Annotated in this window: 15 protein-coding genes, 2 tRNA genes and 2 pseudogenes; 6 read left to right on the top strand and 13 right to left on the bottom strand. The window is 62.9% G+C overall.

The window, feature by feature from the left end:
- Positions 1-196, bottom strand: a 196-nt coding sequence (locus MESCI2_RS1000000136570; RefSeq protein WP_197031516.1) for a transposase family protein, incomplete at its 3' end; no start/stop codon positions are given.
- 134 nt (positions 197-330) lie between these two features.
- Here MESCI2_RS1000000136570 and MESCI2_RS0105930 point away from each other — a divergent pair.
- Positions 331-2,397, top strand: a complete 2,067-nt coding sequence (locus MESCI2_RS0105930) for an ATP-dependent nuclease (protein WP_155936581.1) — start codon at positions 331-333, stop codon at positions 2,395-2,397.
- A gap of 416 nt (positions 2,398-2,813) precedes the next feature.
- Here MESCI2_RS0105930 and MESCI2_RS01000000134375 read toward each other — a convergent pair whose 3' ends face one another.
- From MESCI2_RS01000000134375 to MESCI2_RS0105915, 3 genes and pseudogenes are all read right to left on the bottom strand, one after another.
- Complete coding sequence (locus tag MESCI2_RS01000000134375; RefSeq protein ID WP_032900339.1) at positions 2,814-4,016, bottom strand: tyrosine-type recombinase/integrase; 1,203 nt, start codon at positions 4,014-4,016, stop codon at positions 2,814-2,816.
- Positions 4,017-4,228: 212 nt separating this feature from the next.
- A tRNA-Phe gene (locus MESCI2_RS0105920) sits at positions 4,229-4,304 on the bottom strand.
- A 318-nt stretch (positions 4,305-4,622) separates the two neighbouring features.
- Positions 4,623-4,775, bottom strand: a pseudogene (locus MESCI2_RS0105915) (helix-turn-helix domain-containing protein); the annotation flags it as partial.
- On the opposite strand from MESCI2_RS0105915, the pseudogene MESCI2_RS1000000138755 reads away from it, so the two are divergent.
- Positions 4,759-4,971, top strand: a pseudogene (locus tag MESCI2_RS1000000138755) (ABC transporter substrate-binding protein); the annotation flags it as partial. The pseudogenes MESCI2_RS0105915 and MESCI2_RS1000000138755 sit on opposite strands and share 17 nt — an antisense overlap.
- Positions 4,972-5,026: 55 nt before the next feature.
- Here the strand turns inward: MESCI2_RS1000000138755 and yacG are convergent.
- From yacG to MESCI2_RS01000000134370, 9 genes are all read right to left on the bottom strand, one after another.
- Positions 5,027-5,224: a DNA gyrase inhibitor YacG gene (yacG, locus tag MESCI2_RS0105910; protein ID WP_027035756.1), complete on the bottom strand. Its 198-nt coding sequence runs from the start codon at positions 5,222-5,224 to the stop codon at positions 5,027-5,029.
- Entirely contained in the window at positions 5,221-5,850 is a 630-nt protein-coding gene (locus MESCI2_RS0105905; RefSeq protein ID WP_027035755.1) for a Maf-like protein, read from the bottom strand. Before MESCI2_RS0105905 ends, yacG begins: the two co-directional genes overlap by 4 nt.
- A 21-nt stretch (positions 5,851-5,871) precedes the next feature.
- Positions 5,872-6,090 carry a translation initiation factor IF-1 gene (gene infA / locus MESCI2_RS0105900; protein WP_006200926.1) on the bottom strand — a complete coding sequence of 73 codons (219 nt, stop codon included), beginning with the start codon at positions 6,088-6,090 and terminating at the stop codon, positions 5,872-5,874.
- A gap of 87 nt (positions 6,091-6,177) precedes the next feature.
- Entirely contained in the window at positions 6,178-6,648 is a 471-nt protein-coding gene (locus tag MESCI2_RS0105895; RefSeq protein ID WP_081738604.1) for a low molecular weight phosphatase family protein, read from the bottom strand.
- Positions 6,636-7,121 carry a UPF0262 family protein gene (locus tag MESCI2_RS0105890; RefSeq protein WP_027035753.1) on the bottom strand — a complete coding sequence of 162 codons (486 nt, stop codon included), beginning with the start codon at positions 7,119-7,121 and terminating at the stop codon, positions 6,636-6,638. The genes MESCI2_RS0105895 and MESCI2_RS0105890 overlap by 13 nt, the downstream gene beginning before the upstream one ends.
- A gap of 6 nt (positions 7,122-7,127) precedes the next feature.
- Positions 7,128-8,420 (bottom strand): histidinol dehydrogenase, encoded by a 1,293-nt coding sequence (gene hisD, locus MESCI2_RS0105885; RefSeq protein WP_027035752.1) that lies wholly within the window; start codon positions 8,418-8,420, stop codon positions 7,128-7,130.
- 7 nt (positions 8,421-8,427) lie between these two features.
- The gene (locus tag MESCI2_RS0105880; protein ID WP_027035751.1) at positions 8,428-8,859 is read right to left on the bottom strand and encodes a DUF2948 family protein; all 432 of its coding nucleotides are present in this window, start codon (positions 8,857-8,859) and stop codon (positions 8,428-8,430) included.
- A gap of 91 nt (positions 8,860-8,950) precedes the next feature.
- Positions 8,951-10,243 carry a UDP-N-acetylglucosamine 1-carboxyvinyltransferase gene (gene murA / locus MESCI2_RS0105875; RefSeq protein ID WP_027035750.1) on the bottom strand — a complete coding sequence of 431 codons (1,293 nt, stop codon included), beginning with the start codon at positions 10,241-10,243 and terminating at the stop codon, positions 8,951-8,953.
- A gap of 129 nt (positions 10,244-10,372) precedes the next feature.
- Entirely contained in the window at positions 10,373-10,567 is a 195-nt protein-coding gene (locus tag MESCI2_RS01000000134370; protein WP_032900336.1) for a hypothetical protein, read from the bottom strand.
- Positions 10,568-10,729: 162 nt separating this feature from the next.
- Here MESCI2_RS01000000134370 and MESCI2_RS0105865 point away from each other — a divergent pair.
- The 4 genes from MESCI2_RS0105865 (at position 10,730) to MESCI2_RS0105850 (ending at position 15,183) form a co-directional block, all read left to right on the top strand.
- Positions 10,730-10,804 (top strand) — tRNA-Thr (locus MESCI2_RS0105865).
- A gap of 322 nt (positions 10,805-11,126) precedes the next feature.
- Positions 11,127-12,767 carry a DUF882 domain-containing protein gene (locus MESCI2_RS0105860; protein WP_027035748.1) on the top strand — a complete coding sequence of 547 codons (1,641 nt, stop codon included), beginning with the start codon at positions 11,127-11,129 and terminating at the stop codon, positions 12,765-12,767.
- Between the two features lie 174 nt (positions 12,768-12,941).
- Positions 12,942-13,874, top strand: a complete 933-nt coding sequence (locus tag MESCI2_RS01000000134365) for a MurR/RpiR family transcriptional regulator (protein WP_245270229.1) — start codon at positions 12,942-12,944, stop codon at positions 13,872-13,874.
- Positions 13,867-15,183, top strand: coding sequence for a M20 family metallopeptidase (locus tag MESCI2_RS0105850; RefSeq protein WP_027035747.1), 1,317 nt, complete (start codon positions 13,867-13,869; stop codon positions 15,181-15,183). The genes MESCI2_RS01000000134365 and MESCI2_RS0105850 overlap by 8 nt, the downstream gene beginning before the upstream one ends.
- Positions 15,184-15,194: the final 11 nt, after the last annotated feature.

The following is a 15,194-nucleotide window of genomic DNA, read 5'->3' as shown; positions in this document are numbered from 1 at the left end:
CAACCCGTCCCTGCCACGGCAGATCAGCCACCCGGCGCATGTAGTGGCTGTGGACGCGTCCGGTTCGGCAGCCGCAGGAGGGACAGCACGATTCTGTCGCCTTCGGCCGGGCTACAAGCACCACCTTGTCGGCCTGTGGGAGAATTTGGACAATCGAAAGCTCGGGCGAGACCAGCGAGCGGAAGGCATGGAGCACGGGCGAATCACCGGCGTCGACTGCGATTCCGACTCTATGGACTCATTCGCACCGCCCGTGAATCCCGGCACCTGCACCAAATATGCGGAAGATCCCCAGATTGTCGCGCTACACGCGTGGTAGAGGCCTCCTCGGTGGCACGACCGCTCGCCGACATCCTGCCGAAGCCCTTCCGTATCATGCCGGATGTCGCCTTGCCCGCAGCCGTCCCCTTGCACTGGCTAGCCAATCGGGATGCCCAGCCGAGCAGCATCTCCGACCGCAGACAGCGCACAACGCTCCTCGAAGTCGCCGCCAGCTTCGCGGAGATGCTGGGAGACGATAAGATATTCGCCGCCCACGCTCCCAATATACGGCTGGCGCTGTCACCAATAGCGGACGCCCTCCGCGAGGCTCGCCGCGTAGATGGCGCCGAGAAGTCGCTCTCTCTCGCGCGCGATTTGCTCTTGAAACTCGGCAACGTCGAGCCGGCCCGTCTGATGGATCTGCGGGAGGCGATTGCGGACGGCAAGGAGGGCTACGCCAACGCGCTAGTGGAAGCCATTAATGACCAACTGGAGCGCTACCTTAACTTCAAAAAGTGGTGGGTCCAGGACCGCGAGTTCTCGCTGAAGGTTACACCGCGCGAGCACGAGTTGGTATTCACGATCAGGGACCGTACGGGGACCGAGTATACGTTTGACGAGCGCAGCAGCGGACTGAAATATTTCCTATCGTACCTCATCCAAGCCCAGTCACACCGTCCACAGACAGAGCGCGAAAGCCTCTTACTAATGGACGAACCAGACACCTACCTCTCCGCCGAGGCTCAGCAGGACCTCATGAAAGTCCTCCAGGATCTTGCCGAACCTCGGGACGGCCGCCCACCGGTGCAGGTGATCTACGTCACGCACTCGCCGTTCCTGCTGGACAAAAACTACGCCGAGCGTATCCGAGTGCTTGAGAAGGGGCGTGGCTATGATGGCACTCGGGTTGTTCGAAACGTTTCGCGAAACCACTATGAGCCCCTTCGCTCTGCCTTTGGTGCGTTCGTCGGCGAGACAGCCTTCGTGGGGTCAGTCAACTTGCTCGTCGAGGGGGTCACGGACCAGGTGCTTCTTGCGGGAGCCGCCCGAATCATGCGGCAGAAGCGCCCTAGCGTAACCGCCGGGACCCTCGACCTCAACAATTTAGTAATCGTGCCGTGCGGATCGGCGAGCGAGATCCCTTACATGCTTTACCTGATCAGAGGCCGGGATACCGATAAGCCTCCCGTTGTCGCCCTCCTCGACTCTGACACCGCAGGCAACGAGGCGGCCAACCATATGAGGACGGACAAGAAGGCGAAGCGCCTGATCGACAGCCAACACGTCTTGCAGCTGGGAGAACTGGAACTCGCAGACGGTATCGAGGTGAAGGAGATCGAGGACCTGATCCCCGTTGAACTTGCCACCGCCGCGATGAACGCATGCGTCGGCGAGATCACACGATTTCGCGATACGGAAGCTCCTACCATCTCGCGGCAAAGCATTCAGGCCCAGATTGAAACCGGCAAGTCGATGTTCGCCGCCATTCAGGCGGTCGCCAAAGCGGAGAGCGGACATATCGAGAAGCTCGGCTTCGCGCGCGCCGTCGTCGAGACAATCGAGCGAGACAACGGTGAGCTCCAAGGACCCATCGACATCTTTCTTGAGCGCATGTCCAGCCTCTTCAAGGCTGTAAACAAGGCGAGGCGGCAGGCACAGCGGGAAGCGAACCGCGAACGCCTCGGGGCAATGATCATGCGCTATTACAGGATATTCATCCGCGATCACAAGAGCAGCGGGACTTGCGAGCAGGGTGCCGAGATCCTCGAGGAGATCCAGAGCCAGCTCGATGACACGCCGCAGTCCGACGACGTCCGCATCCGCATCCAAGTCATCCGCCGCGAGTTCGCCCTGGACGAGGATCTTTCAGCGGCGATACCTCACTTCGAGGCGTTTGTGGAGAGTCTGGCGAATCTCAGATTGCCCATGCAGGAGGTTGTCGAGCCTGACACGAAGGGCAAGACCAAAGTGGCCGCATCCGTATCGAGCCCGGTCAAGGGCGAGGCCGCCTCAACTGAGGCAGTTGAACTCTCGGCCGAAACTAGCCCTTCGGAAGTGGTCCAGCCGCTGCCGGCGGCGACTACTACAACAAAGGCTGCTGTCGGGGAGGCTCCGCCCGCTTCGACGGCTGCCTGACTCGCCCGTCGGATCGAGAGGCGCTGCTGTTTCAGCATGGCTCGTGCGTCGGACTAAACTGAAAAAACGTCAGGTTTCGGTACCTGAATTTGGCGACTCCAACGTCCGCGCGTATCCGCATCGGCGTCGAGAATGCGCCGCGCCGCGGCCATCGAGGCCGCCGGATGCCCAGATTGCTGCCGAGGCTGAGATAGATGGTGTTACTCGGGTCAGACAACGGTCACCTCGACATAATCGAGCACGCCGGGCACCGAGATGCGGCGCAAAGCTCACTTTCATTCCTGCCATGCATGGGCCGAAAGCAGGAGCGATCACCCTTTCGCGGGTTTGATTCAGTACAGTCGGTACTGGCACTTCAATCACTCTAAGCCCTGGTCATTGGTCGCTAGACCATAGGTCGCCCAGGTTAGCGTTCTTCAATCGCCGGCAATTTTCACCGCGCGTTTGCTCTCGAGTTCATCCAGATAGTCGGCCCACCATTGCATCATCTTTACGCGCTCTTCCCAGTGCTCTGCCCGGGCGTAGGCGCGACGAACGTCGTTGTTTTCAATATGGGCCAGCTGCCGCTCTATGGCGTCCGGATGCCACTTTCCGCATTCGTTTAGCAGAGTTGATGCCGTTGCTCGAAAACCGTGCGCGGTAGCTTCTTCCTTACCGTAGCCCATGCGGCGCAGGGCGGCGTTAAGCGTGTTGTCGGAAATCGGACGCGAACCCGATCGAACACTAGGAAACAACAGCGATCCAGCACCAGAGATTTCTCTAAGTGAGGTCAGGACACCGACCGCCTGCCTGGAAAGAGGTACACGGTGCGGCCTTCGCATCTTCATGCGTCCTTCAGGGATGCTCCACACCGACCTTTCGAAATCGAACTCGTCCCATGTCGCGGCGCGCAGCTCGCCGGGGCGAGGAAACAGCAGCGCCATCAGCTTCAGGGCGGCTCTGGTTGTAGGCTGTCCGTCAAATGCATCGATCGCCCTCAGCAAACCGCCCAAGGCCGTAGGCTCGGCAACCGCGGCACGCGGCGTCACCGTCGGACTGACGAGTGCACCCCTCAGGGCGATCGTCGGATCTGCCTCGGCGCGTGCGGTCGCGATTGCGTATCGAAACACGCTGCCAATGGTGGAGCGCAGTCGCCTGGCCGACTCGTATCGGCCGCGAATCTCCACGCGACGGAGGGCGGTAAGGATGGTGGCCGTATCGATCTCCCGAATGCACTTGTCGCCGATTGTCGGATAGGCAAAGTCGAGCAGCCATTTGACCTTGCTGATCGTCCGGTCGGCACGGCCCTCCTTCTTCAGCTTGTCAACATATTCATCTGCGATTGAGCGAAAGGTGTCCTTTGCCGAGCCGGCCTTTCGCAAACTGCGTTCCTGTGCGGGGTCGATTCCAGCCAGCAAAAGACGTTTCGCGTCATCGCGCGCTTGGCGTGCCTCGACGAGAGAAATGAGAGGATAGCTGCCCAGTGCCAGAAGCTTTTGCTTGCCGTCAAACCGATAGGCGAGGCGCCATAGCCGGGTTCCGGTAGGCTGCACCCAAAGCTGCAATCCGCTACCGTCAGACAGTTTCAAGAGCTTGGAAGCTGGTCGGGCGCTTCGGCATTTCACATCGGAAAGGGCCATTTCTGGGACTTCCTTTTGGCTGCTTCGATACCAACAGGATGTCCGATACCAACGGAAATACCAACCGGCCGGCGCGTTGGACCAAATACGCTGAAACTCCTCGAAATGCGCCGAAGTGCGCCAAGCGAGCCGAAAACATCAACGATTTCAGGTGTTTGCACAAACATAAGCGTACAAGCTTCGGCGAAAGGGAGTGTCGGGAGAAGAGGCAATGGTGCCCAGAGGCGGATTCGAACCACCGACACGCGGATTTTCAGTCCGCTGCTCTACCAACTGAGCTATCTGGGCCTGTTCCGGCAACGAAAACTCGCAGACCGGAATTCATCGAGGCGCCGTGGGGCGCCCCTTGAAAGCGCGTGGGTTATAGCACGGGAATTCGGCCTGTCCAGCGCCTAGTGGGCGATTTCAGGCAGGAAAAGCGACGCCGTGCGGTGCCCCGGTTTCCATGCCGCTTGCGGGCGGGAATCGGGCACGGCATGGCACAATGCGGCCTCCGCCATTCCTGTCCGTGCCGCTATTGCCGGCTGACATGCCGTGGCACTGCCTTTAGCCGGCGATCGAGACGCACAATGCTTCGCGGCTCAGACCCGCATTGGTCGCCGCCACCTATCTTGCGCCGGTCACGCCTCTACGAAAATCGGAGGGCGACATGCCGGCGAGCTTGCGGAACGACTTGTTGAAGGCGCTGAGCGAGCCGAAGCCCGAATCCATGGCGACGCGCAGCACATTGGCGTCCTGATGCATCAAAAGCGCCGCGCTCGCGCTTGCCTTGGGCTCAGCCCCGGCCTTCGCGCAATCCGGCGAAATCACCATCTGGAGCTGGAATGTCGCGGCTTCATCGCTGAAGGCGACCATTGCCGGCTTCAACAAGCAATTTCCCGACATCAAGGTCACGGTCCAGGCTCTCGGCAACCAGCCGACTTACGACAAGTCGATCGCCGGCTGCGCCGCCGGCCCGCACACATCAGCCGAGCTCGATCACGACCAGATCTGGTCACTCGGCGCTCGGCTCATTTCGGAGCGTCCGGGTCCGTCTCTTCCTCGTCGTCGCGGGCCTTGATGACATAGGCGCCCTTCAGCCAGCGGTTGAGGTCGATGTCCTTGCAGCGCGTCGAGCAGAACGGAAAGGTGTCGCGCGCCGAGGGCTTGCCGCATTCAGGGCAGGGGCGCTTCGGGCGCAAGGGCGTGACTTTGGGATCGGAATTCACAGCCGGGGTCCCGCCAGCCAGCCACCATGCACCTTGAAGCCTTCGCCGCTCAACAGCGCGACGGTCTCATAGAGCGGCAGGCCGACGATGTTGGTGTAGGAGCCGACCAGCTTGACGACGAAGGCGCCGGCGAGGCCCTGGACGGCGTAGCCACCGGCCTTGCCGCGCCATTCACCCGAGGCGACATAGGCGTCGATCTCTTCGCGCGGCAGCCGCTTGAAGCGCACCCGCGTCTCGACCAGCCGCTGGCGCAGTTTGCCGCCCGGGGTGATCAGGCAGATGCCGGAATAGACCCGGTGCGAACGGCCCGACAACAGCCCGAGGCAGTTGGCGGCGTCGTCGAGGGTTTCAGCCTTGGGCAGGATACGCCGTCCGACGGCAACCACCGTGTCCGCGGCCAGCACGAAGCCCGGCGCATAGTCGGCCTCAGACTTCAGCGACGCGAACGCCTTCTCGGCCTTTTCCTTCGACAGCCGCTTGGCCAGCGAGCGCGGATGCTCGGCACGCAGCGGCGTTTCGTCGACATCGGCCGGCAGCACGCGGTCCGGCTCGATGCCGGCCTGCTGCAAGAGCTCGATCCGGCGCGGCGAACCCGAGGCAAGCACCAGCTTCTGCAAAATGCTCATCGCGGACCAGTCGGGCTTTGCTTACTTGAAACGATAGGTGATGCGGCCCTTGGTCAGGTCGTATGGCGTCATCTCGACCAGAACCTTGTCGCCGGTCAGCACGCGGATGCGGTTCTTGCGCATGCGGCCGGCCGTATGGGCGATGATTTCGTGTTCGTTTTCGAGCTTTACCCGGAACATCGCGTTCGGCAACAACTCCGTCACGACACCCGGAAACTCGAGGACTTCTTCCTTCGGCATTCGATACCTTTGCTTGGATGGTAGTTCCAGCACCCTGGCCGGAATTTCGGCGGAACCTATATGATAATCGTCCGCTTGTGAACACGCTTAATCCGTCGCGTTTTTTGCTCCTGGAAGCAGAAAACGTCGGCCTATGCGCACCTTCAGCCGCTCGCGCACGTCGCGATAACTGGCCATGATCTGTTCGCGGGTGCCGCTGGCGTCGGTCGGGTCCGGCGTCGGCCAGTATTCGACCTCGACAGCGAGCGAGCGGGTGAGTTCGAGTGCGGCGTGGTGTGCTTCCGGCGCCAACGTGACGATGAGGTCGAAATAGTCGTCCTCGAGATCGTCCATCGTCCTTGGGTGGCGCTCGCCCAGCGTGAGACCGTCTTCGGCCAGCACCGCATCGACGAATGGATCGCGCTCGCCAGCGCGAACGCCTGCCGAAGCGACAAAGACGGTGGCCGGCAGCATGCGGCGCGCCAGTTGCTCTGCCATTGGCGAGCGCACGGCATTCATGCCGCACAGGAACAGGATCGAACGGGGCAGGGCGCCGGGTGCCAGGGCTAGCCCCGCCAGTGCAGCACGCAGACCAGCGTGAACAGCCGGCGCGCCGTATCGAAGTCTATGTCGATCTTGCCGGATAGCCGGTCCATTAGCGTTTGCGAACCCTCATTGTGCAAACCGCGGCGGCCCATGTCTATCGCCTCGATATGGCTCGGTGTCGAGGAACGGATGGCGTCGTAATAGCTTTCGCAGATCAGGTAGTAGTCCTTGACGATGCGCCTGAGCGGCGTCAGCGACAGGATATGGGTGACGACGGCGGCGCCGTCCTCGCGCGCCACGGCAAACACCAGGCGCTGCTCGGCCAGCGACAGTTTCAGCCGATAAGGGCCGGCGCCGCTGTCATTGACGGGTTGAAAACTGTTTTCCTCGATCAGGTCGAAGATCGCCACCGCACGCTCATGCTCGACATCGGGTGTCGAACGGCCGATCGATTCGTCGAGTTCGACATCGATCAGCCTGGCGCGGGTTTGATCGGGGCCAGACATCGCCGCCTACATGTTCAACCGTATGGCGACGGAGCGTCCGTGCGCATCAAGGCCTTCCGCCTTGGCGAGCGCGATCGCCGCCGGCGCCAGGAACCGCAGCTGCTCCGGTCCAAGCTTGAGGATCGACGTGCGCTTGACGAAATCGAGCACCGACAGACCGGACGAGAAGCGCGCCGAGCGCGCCGTCGGCAGCACATGGTTGGAGCCGCCGACATAGTCGCCGATGGCTTCCGGCGTGTGGCGGCCGAGAAAGACCGCACCCGCGTTGCGCATCCGCGACAGGAAGCCCTCGGCGTCGTCGATGGCCAGTTCGACGTGTTCGGCGGCGATGCGGTCGACCAGCGGCAGCGCGGCGTCGATGGTCGACACTTGGATCACCGCACCAAAATCACGCCAGCTCGCCGCCGCCGTCTCGCCGCGTGGCAGGCTCTGCAACTGGCGCTCGACGGCTTGTTCGACAGCGATGCCGAAGGCTGAATCGTCTGTGACCAGGATCGATTGCGCCGATGCATCGTGCTCGGCCTGGGCCAGCAGGTCGGCCGCGATCCAGTCCGGATCGTTGCTGCCGTCGGCCACCACAAGCACTTCCGACGGCCCGGCGATCATGTCGATGCCGACGGTGCCGAACACCTGGCGCTTGGCAGCCGCGACATAGGCGTTGCCCGGGCCGACGATCTTGGCGACCGGCTCGATCGTTTCGGTGCCGTAGGCAAGGGCTGCGATCGCCTGTGCGCCGCCGACGCGGTAGATTTCCGACACACCCGCGATATCCGCGGCCACCAGCACCAGCGGATTGATGATGCCGCCCGGCGCCGGCACCACCATGACGATGCGCTCGACGCCGGCCACCCTGGCCGGCACGGCGTTCATCAGCACCGAGCTCGGATAGCTTGCCGTGCCGCCCGGCACATAGAGCCCGACGGCTTCGACCGCCGTCCAGCGCCAGCCGAGCTCGACGCCGGCGGCATCCGTATAGCGATCGTCCTTCGGCCGCTGCCGCTCGTGATGGGAGCGGATGCGGTCGCGCGCGAATTCCAGCGCCTCGATCGTTTTTGGGTCGGCCGCCTTGTAGGCCTGGGCGACATCGTCCTTCGAAATCGCAATACCAAGGCTTTTCAGGTCGGCATGGTCGAATTTCCTGGTGTAATCGATCAGCGCCGCGTCGCCCTCGGCGCGCACGCGCGCGATGATGTCGCGCACCGCGGCATCGACATCGGCGGACACTTCCCGCTTGGTCGTGAGGAAGGCGGCGAAACGTTGCTCGAAATCGGCATCGGACTGACGAAGCGTAATGGCCATCGGACGCTCAGGCCTTGTGGATGGGGCGCGAGGTGGCTTCCCAGGCGCCGCCGATGTCGGCAAGACGGGCCTCGATGCATTCGACGTCGAGCATGATCGCGCCGCCGCCCGCAAAGATCAGCTCGACGATGCCGGCCGGCTTGCTGATCTCGATGAAGCTGATCGCCAGCAGCGACAGGACTTCGGCAGGCTTGTCGCGGTCGATGCCGCTGGTCTTGGCGCCGAGCACGCGGTCGAAATGCAGCACGGCCTGCCGCCGCTCATTGTGCTGGCGAAACAGGCCGGATTTTGCCTCCCAGACGAAACGGTTCATGGTCAGCAGGAAACGCTTGGCCGCGGGCAGGAATTCGAGGTCGCTGACTTTCAGCACGGCATCCTGGACATGAGCCGATACGATGCTCAGATCCTGGTCGTCGAGCGCGATAAGCTTAAGGGCCATGCGGATTTCGCACCTGAAGGTTGATAACTGAACCTTCTGTTAGGCGGTCTTTCCCGTCCGCGCAACCGCACCGCAAGGCCTTGCGATTGGCCTACGCCGAAATACGTTCGATCACCGCGCCGCAGTTGGACAGCTTTTCTTCCAGCCGCTCGAAGCCGCGATCGAGGTGGTAGACGCGGTTGACCGTGGTCTCGCCTTCCGCCGCCAGGCCGGCGATGACCAGCGAGACAGAGGCGCGAAGATCGGTCGCCATGACCGGCGCGCCCTTCAATTTCGGCACGCCGTCGACGATCGCCGTCTGGCCCGAAAGCGTGATGTGAGCGCCGAGCCGCGCCAGTTCCTGCACATGCATGAAGCGGTTCTCGAAGATCGTCTCGGTGATGCGCGACTTGCCCTTGGCCATGGTCATCAGGCCCATGAACTGCGCCTGCAAATCGGTCGGGAAGGCCGGGAACGGCGCTGTCGTCACGTCGACCGGCGAAATGCCGGCGCCGTTGCGCTTCACCCGGATGCCGGAATTGGTCGGCGTGATCTCCGCACCTGTCTGGGCGATCACGTCCAGTGCTGTCTGCAGCAGGTCCGCACGCGCACCTTCGAGCACCACGTCGCCGCCTGTCATGGCGACGGCCATGGCATAGGTGCCGGTCTCGATGCGGTCGGGGATGACGCGCACGCGCGCTCCCGACAGCGATTCGACGCCGTCGATGGTGATGGTCGGGGTTCCGGCGCCATGAATCTTGGCGCCCATGGCATTGAGGCATTCGGCGAGGTTGACGATCTCGGGCTCGCAGGCGGCATTTTCCAGCACCGTCTCGCCCTTGGCGAGTGCCGCGGCCATCATCAGCACATGGGTGGCGCCGACCGAGACCTTCGGGAAGATGTAGCGGTTGCCGACAAGGCGGCCATTCCGGGTCTTGGCGATGACATAGCCGGTGTCGACGTCGATATCGGCACCCAGCGCCTGCAGGCCTTCGAGGAACAGGTCGACCGGCCGCGTGCCGATCGCGCAACCGCCCGGCAGCGACACCTTTGCTTCGCCCATGCGGGCCAGCAGCGGGCCGATCACCCAGAACGAGGCGCGCATCTTCGACACCAGTTCGTAGGGCGCTGTGGTGTCGACGATGTTGCGGGCGGAGAAATTGATGGTGCGCGAATAGCCCTCATTCTGCTTCTCGCGGCGGCCATTGACCGAATAATCGACGCCATGATTGCCCAGAATGCGGATCAGCTGCTCGACATCGGCCAGATGCGGCACGTTCTCCAGCGTCAGCGTGTCGTCGGTCAAAAGCGAGGCGATCATCAGGGGCAGCGCCGCGTTTTTCGCGCCCGAGATCGGAATGCTTCCGGAGAGCTTGTTGCCCCCGACAATTCTGATGCGATCCATGGAAGAACGTCCCTCTCGGCCAAAAAGGGCCGGTTCAATCGTTTGAGTAGCGGCCCGTCTAGACCATTGGCCGGCTTGGTTCAAGAAATAGGATTTCCTCGTATCCGGGCCAAGAGTGGCCGATTTGAGTTAATCTTTTTGTATTTCCTTCGAGGCAGCGAGTCCGTCCGGGCGCAGGTCGGCTTCGCCGGTGCGCCGCGAGCGCGACTGCGCCTTGCGCTTCTGCAGATTGGCGCGCAATTGCTCGGCAAGCCGGTCCTTGCGGATTGTTGCGCTGTTTTTCGGTGGACCATCCTTTTTCACTGGAATTGTCTTGTCGTCCATCGCCCCGTCCCCGCCGGCGACCCCACCAGCTTGCCGTTCAGGGATAGCCAACATTGTGGCACGGCCATGTCATTAAAAGCTATCCGGCAAAGCCTTTCACAGAAGCGTTGCACTTGGCCTTGCGCTTGCCGGTTCGATATGGCAGAAGCCCCGCCATCAGCGGCTGCGGTAGCTCAGTGGTAGAGCACTCCCTTGGTAAGGGAGAGGTCGAGAGTTCAATCCTCTCTCGCAGCACCAGGTTCCAACATCCCTGTTGCCGCACGATCGTCCTCTGCATTTGCGAGGGCGAGGCGGGTACATGGGAATGGCGCGGCCATCGTGCTGGCGGACCCCATCAGCGGTGCATTGCTCCAGAAAATGGCTGCCACAGGCAACTCCAGCCGAAGCGCGTTCCCGGCAAGACACGATTCATCAACCAAGATGCTGTTCATCGACATGACGTATTGTGGCATGGACGCCTGTCTGCGTCGGTCAAGTCCATGCTTGTCAGGAAGAGGGCTGAAAGGCTCTTCATCTGGGCGGGAACCTGAAGTCGCCGAAACAAAAGAACGTGCAAGGCATGAACGTGAGCGAAAACGTGCAAAACGCCCCCGGTGCTTCCCGTCTTTGGACACTGCCAGCCATCATGGCAGCGTTCTTATGTCTGTTCGTTACCGGCGCGTTCGCGGAGACGCGTGCTTTGAAGATTCAACATCTCCATACGGGCGAGAAGGCTGAAATCGTCTTCAAGCGCAATGGGCGGTATGATCCGGCGGGATTGAAGAAGATCAATTTGATGCTGCGCGACTGGCGTCGCAACGAACCGACGAAGATGGATCCGCGCCTGCTCGATCTTGTCTGGCAGGCCTATCGCGCCAGCGGCTCGAGAACCTATATCCACGTGGTCAGCGCCTATCGGTCGCCAGCGACGAACGCCATGCTGCGCAGCCGCTCGAAGGGTGTGGCTCGGGAGAGCCAACATATGGTTGGCCGCGCGATGGACTTCTTCCTGCCGGATGTGCCGTTGAAGAAGCTGCGCGACATCGGCCTCAAGATGCAGGGCGGCGGCGTAGGCTATTACCCGACCTCCGGCTCGCCTTTCATACATATGGATGTCGGCAATGTGCGGCATTGGCCTGGCATCAGCCGCCGGGAACTCGCAAGGGTATTCCCGAACGGCAATACGCTGCATGTGCCCAGCGACGGCAAACCGCTGCCCGGTTATGGGCAGGCGTTTGCCGCCTACAAATCGCGCAAGGGCGCCGGCACGCCCAACATCGAACTGGCAAGTGCCGACGACGGCCAACGCAGGCCGCGCGGCCTGCTGGCGACGCTTTTGGGTGGGCGCGGCGCGGACGAAACCGACGATGCCGCCGAAGCGGTGCCGGCGCCACGCAAGCCGGCCAAGTCCGTTGAACCCAGGCCTGCCGGCATCGCTATCGTGCCGCCGCAGGATGCCCAGCGCGCCGACATCCAGACGGCTTCCGTCGATCGGGCCGAAGAATCGCCGATTGGAGCGGAGGGAAAGACGCCTGAAGCGATAGTCATGGCGATGGCGCCGGGCTCAGTGCCGCTGCCAGCCTTCGCCCCGCGCACCGGGTCAACGGCCAGCATTCCGACCCCGCAAATCGCGCCACTTGCAACAGCCGACGCTTCCACGGCGCGGGCCGAACTGGCCAATCCAGCAGCAACCGATGCTGAAATTCCCTCGGGCAAGTCGGATGCCGGCCCCGCGAGCGGCGGGCCGGACCTGGTGGCGCTCAACATCCCGTTGCCGACATGGCGGCCGGAAAGCCCGACAAGCCCGACGCGCCAGCCTGACGCAGACAAATCCGGCGATGCGCTCGCTGCCTTGCTGGCCTTGAACCACGCCGATGACGGCCTTGATGGGTTGGCCGGCCAGCGGGTCTCGGTTGCCCAACCGAAGCCCGAAGATCGCGTCAGGACCAGCCCGAAGGCCGACCGTGTCCAGCCAAATCTCGATCCCGAAGCCACCGCGGTCACCGTGCCGGCCGCGCTGTCCGGCCGGTTGATTGAGACAGGTCGCGGCATCGCCGGCGGAGCCAGCCCCGCGACGGCGCCCGTCATTGCCGCCAATCTCATCCGCACAGCGCCGAAGCACATCTACCTCGACGGATTCCAGCCGCGAGGACAGACGTCCGATCACCGGCACTTCACCGGTTCCGCGGTCAAGTTCCTGCCCATCGCCAGCTTCAAATAGACGCAAGCCTTCGTTCGACCCGACGTGGATGTGTTGCACGCGATGGCTCGGCCGTCACGGGATTGCAAGCCACGCCGAACGCTCTCGGATGGCTCTGTAAGAAAATTTCCAAATTTGACAAACATGTGCGAAATTGTAAGATAATCGTCTTTCTATCGACGATAGGCGATGACAATGTCGATCCGCGAAGAACTGGCCAACACGACCGTGGCGTTCACCTCCGCGGAAGACAAGATCGTCCAGGTCCTGCTCGCCGATTACCCGATGTCGGGGCTGGGCACGGCGACCCGGCTGGCACGGCGCGCTGGCGTCAGTGACCCGAGCGTGACGCGGCTGATGACCAAGCTTGGCTATGTCGGCTTTGCCGACTTCCAGGCACGCCTGCTCACCGAAGTCGAATCCAGGCTGCATTCGCCGCTGCTGATGATGGAAGCCAAGCGCCCGGGCGGCTCCAGCGAAGGCACCGCACTTGCCTATTTCCATTCGGTTTCCGACAGCCTGGAGCGCACGCGCACAGCGATGCCGGTGCAGGCCTACACGCGCGCCGTCAACATGCTGCTCGAAAGCAAGGGCCAGGTTGTGCTGCTGGGCGGCCGTTTCAGCCGTCACATCGCCTCCATGCTGGCCGGCTACCTCCTGCAGTTCCGCTCCGGCGTGCGCGACATCGGTTCGTTGAGCCCCGCCGATTTCGACCTGTTGATCGACCTTGGCAAGCGCGACCTCCTCGTCGTGTTCGACTACCGGCGCTACCAGTCGGACGTGGTGAGCTTTGCCCAGCAGGCCAAGGAGCGCGGCGTCTCCATCCTGCTGTTCACCGATGTCTGGCTGTCGCCGATATCTGACATAGCGGACCTGACCATGGTCGCGGCGATCGACGCCAATTCACCTTTCGACACGCTGGCGACCGCCGTCGCCCAGATGGAAACCGTGTTTGCCCATGCGCTGGAGGGTCATGGCGCCGGGGTCCGCAAGCGGATCGAGGACATCGAGAAGATCCGCAGCTCGATGCCGCCCTGTCGCCTGCGGCGGATGACGCCGCCAAACCCCCAAGGAAATAGCGTCGATGCGCTTGGCGCCGTGACGCAGAGAAGGAACGACAATGCCTGACAACCAGACCATCATCGACGCCGTGCAGGCTGAGATCGAGACCGATCGCGACTGGTTGATCGGCCTGACCCGCGACATGGTCCGCATCCCTTCGGTCAACCCCAAATTCGAGCCCAACCCGGCGATCAATCGCGAGGCGGATGTCCAGGCGCTGCTCGAGCCGATCCTCAAGCAGGACGGGTTCAGGACCGAGCAATGGGATGCCTTGCCCGGGCGGCCCAATCTGGTCGGCGAATGGGCGGGAGACGAGGACCGCAGCCTGATCCTGTGCGGCCACATCGACGTGGTGCCGGTCGGCGCGATGAAGGACTGGTCGGTCGATCCGTTCGGCGGCGAGATCACCAATGGCCGCCTCTATGGCCGAGGCGCTGTCGACATGAAGGGCGGCGTCGCCGCTTGCATCGCCGCCGCGCGCGCTATCCGCAAGGCGGGCATCACGCTGCAGGGCCGGCTCGCCATCCACTCCGTCGTCGACGAGGAAGCCGGCGGCTTCGGCGCCATGGATGCGGTCAAGAAGGGCAAGCTCGCCAAGGCGGTGCTGGTCGCCGAACCGACCTGGGGCGATGTCCTGCCGGTCGAAGGCGGGCTTGAATGGGCGCGGGTGACGATCCGCGGGCGCAACGCCCATTCGGCGCTGCGCTACAACGAGATCTATCCGCAGCGCCACGACAAGGACCGGCTGGAGCCGGGCGTCAACGCCATCGAGATCGCCGCCCGCTTCATTGCCGCCGTGCGTCAGTATGAGCTGGACCGGACGCGGGCGAAATCCCATCCGCTGCTGCCGCTCGGCATGAACACCATCAACATCGGCGTCATGCATGGCGGCACCGGCCTTGGCGAACACGGCCTACCGACCGTCATGACCAACCCGGCCATCATTCCCGACGTCGCGGTGCTCGATCTCGACATGAAATTCCTGCCCGATGAGAACTCGGCCGACTACCGCCGCGATTTCGAGACGTTCGTCCACCATTTCGCGCAAACCGATGCGTGGCTGCGCGACAACCCGCCTGCGATCCAATGGGAGCTCGGCGGGCTGTATTTCCCGCCGATGAACACGCCGGTCGATCATCCGCTGGTGACATCGCTGATGAAGCGCAAGGCGGTGGTCGGCAAGGCGCCGCAGGCGCGCGGCTTCGTCGCCGTGTGCGATGCCGCGCACTATGCCGGCGCCGGCGTTGACGGTGTGATCTTCGGCCCGTCGGGCGACGGTTTTCATGGTTCCGACGAATATGTCGAGGTCGAATCGGTGGTCGAGACGGCCAAGGTGATCGCCGCGTCCGTAATCGATTGGTGCGGCATCCGCTGAGGCGGAGCCGC

It is taken from the genome of Mesorhizobium ciceri WSM4083 (assembly GCF_000519305.1).
GTDB classification, from domain to species: Bacteria; Pseudomonadota; Alphaproteobacteria; order Rhizobiales; family Rhizobiaceae; genus Mesorhizobium; species Mesorhizobium ciceri_B.
The sequence above is the reverse complement of the archived record's forward strand: the minus strand, read 5'-3'. Positions and strand labels throughout refer to the sequence as shown.

What these genes read in the sequence shown, in the direction of transcription:
- infA (WP_006200926.1), bottom strand. Translation starts at nt 6,090, where the DNA reads ATGCCGAAGGAAGAAGTCCTCGAGTTTCCGGGTGTCGTGACGGAGTTG.
- MESCI2_RS0105905 (WP_027035755.1), bottom strand. Translation starts at nt 5,850, where the DNA reads ATGAGCATTTTGCAGAAGCTGGTGCTTGCCTCGGGTTCGCCGCGCCGG.
- MESCI2_RS0105890 (WP_027035753.1), bottom strand. Translation starts at nt 7,121, where the DNA reads ATGTCTGGCCCCGATCAAACCCGCGCCAGGCTGATCGATGTCGAACTC.
- MESCI2_RS01000000134365 (WP_245270229.1), top strand. Translation starts at nt 12,942, where the DNA reads ATGTCGATCCGCGAAGAACTGGCCAACACGACCGTGGCGTTCACCTCC.
- MESCI2_RS01000000134375 (WP_032900339.1), bottom strand. Translation starts at nt 4,016, where the DNA reads ATGGCCCTTTCCGATGTGAAATGCCGAAGCGCCCGACCAGCTTCCAAG.
- MESCI2_RS0105880 (WP_027035751.1), bottom strand. Translation starts at nt 8,859, where the DNA reads ATGGCCCTTAAGCTTATCGCGCTCGACGACCAGGATCTGAGCATCGTA.
- MESCI2_RS0105860 (WP_027035748.1), top strand. Translation starts at nt 11,127, where the DNA reads ATGAACGTGAGCGAAAACGTGCAAAACGCCCCCGGTGCTTCCCGTCTT.
- MESCI2_RS0105850 (WP_027035747.1), top strand. Translation starts at nt 13,867, where the DNA reads ATGCCTGACAACCAGACCATCATCGACGCCGTGCAGGCTGAGATCGAG.
- murA (WP_027035750.1), bottom strand. Translation starts at nt 10,243, where the DNA reads ATGGATCGCATCAGAATTGTCGGGGGCAACAAGCTCTCCGGAAGCATT.
- MESCI2_RS01000000134370 (WP_032900336.1), bottom strand. Translation starts at nt 10,567, where the DNA reads ATGGACGACAAGACAATTCCAGTGAAAAAGGATGGTCCACCGAAAAAC.
- hisD (WP_027035752.1), bottom strand. Translation starts at nt 8,420, where the DNA reads ATGGCCATTACGCTTCGTCAGTCCGATGCCGATTTCGAGCAACGTTTC.